The sequence below is a fragment of the Tenacibaculum sp. MEBiC06402 genome, assembly GCF_049239625.1.
Classification (GTDB): Bacteria; Bacteroidota; Bacteroidia; order Flavobacteriales; family Flavobacteriaceae; genus Polaribacter.
The window spans coordinates 1-1,168 of the sequence record NZ_JBMKKT010000025.1; the positions used below are offsets into that span (position 1 = coordinate 1).

General features: G+C 30.2%; 2 protein-coding genes. Both read left to right on the plus strand.

Annotation, left to right across the window (positions count from 1 at the left end):
- Positions 1 to 76: 76 nt before the first annotated feature.
- Complete coding sequence (locus ACOSP6_RS00220; protein ID WP_422092392.1) at positions 77 to 517, plus strand: hypothetical protein; 441 nt, start codon at positions 77 to 79, stop codon at positions 515 to 517.
- Positions 518 to 671: 154 nt separating this feature from the next.
- A complete protein-coding gene (locus tag ACOSP6_RS00225) occupies positions 672 to 989 on the plus strand; it encodes a hypothetical protein (protein WP_422092451.1) in 318 nt (105 codons plus the stop codon).
- Positions 990 to 1,168 lie beyond the last annotated feature (179 nt).

Below are 1,168 nucleotides of genomic sequence, written 5' to 3' on the forward strand. Positions count from 1 at the left end.
AACATCGGAAAAGAACTCGCGTCCTTTTCCCGCAAAAAATCATACACAAATACGTTAGCACCAATTAACAAACTGAATGAAAAAAATACTATCATTAATTTTAATTCTTTCCTCCATAAATTCGGTTATAGGACAAGAAAAAAACAAATCATATGTTGGTAAATGGATAACGGAACCAAACGCAAATGGAATGATTACTTTGATTAGTCTAAACGCTAATGGTTCTGGAATTACAGGACCTAGATTTTATAAAAACGGAAAAATTGAATTATCTGAATTTATGAAATCTGATCTGCAAGATTGGAAAATAGAAAAAGATACTTTGATTTTGATAACAAAACCTATTCCAAGAGGAAATAATAGAAAACCAAAATCAATGACTATTCTCTATGTAATTTTAGAAAAGGAAAAAAATAAATTTTCTGCCTACCATTCTGACCCAGAAATGGACAAAATGATGGAAGAGGCTGGAGAGAAATTAGAGCCAATTAAACTGGAATTCAAAAAAACAGAATAAAAACAGGTGCTAACAAGGTGTATAATTAATAAGATTGAATTTCCTCATCGGAAATTCAATCTTATTAATTATCTTTCCGAAACAACGGAAAATGACTCGCGTCCTTTTCCCGCAAAAAATCATACACAAATACGTTGTAGTACATTAAAACAGAATGGGATATTTAGCAGATATATATGTAATAGAAAAAACAAGATCAAAAAAATTAGCTATTCAATTCCTAAATCACTTTCTACCTGAGAGAGTACAAAGCGCAGATGATTATTCGATTCCTGAATACTCTGAAACACCATCTCATGAGTTCAAAAACCCGTATGATTTAATGACCTATTTGGAATTGAATAAAAATATCTCGAATAGAATATATTGGAGAAATACAGATGAGAAAAATCCAAACAAACACGGAATGATTTTTTATAATAAAGACGAAACAATGGTTTTCGGAATCTCTAGAAATATTGGAATAAAATGAGGTTTAGATTCTAAAAGTGAGTATCAATGTCTGTCTGAAATGAAAACTGTTTTTAATACTCATCTTGGTTATATTGACTATGAAAACCCGCCTGTTGATAATTATAAAGAATTTATTAAAATTGTAAGTGAACTAGAGAAATAACGTACTACAACACCGTGTATAATTAATTGCGGCTG

Excerpts from the sequence above, each read along its gene's own strand:
- ACOSP6_RS00220 (WP_422092392.1), top strand. The coding sequence starts at position 77 with ATGAAAAAAATACTATCATTAATTTTAATTCTTTCCTCCATAAATTCG.
- ACOSP6_RS00225 (WP_422092451.1), top strand. The coding sequence starts at position 672 with ATGGGATATTTAGCAGATATATATGTAATAGAAAAAACAAGATCAAAA.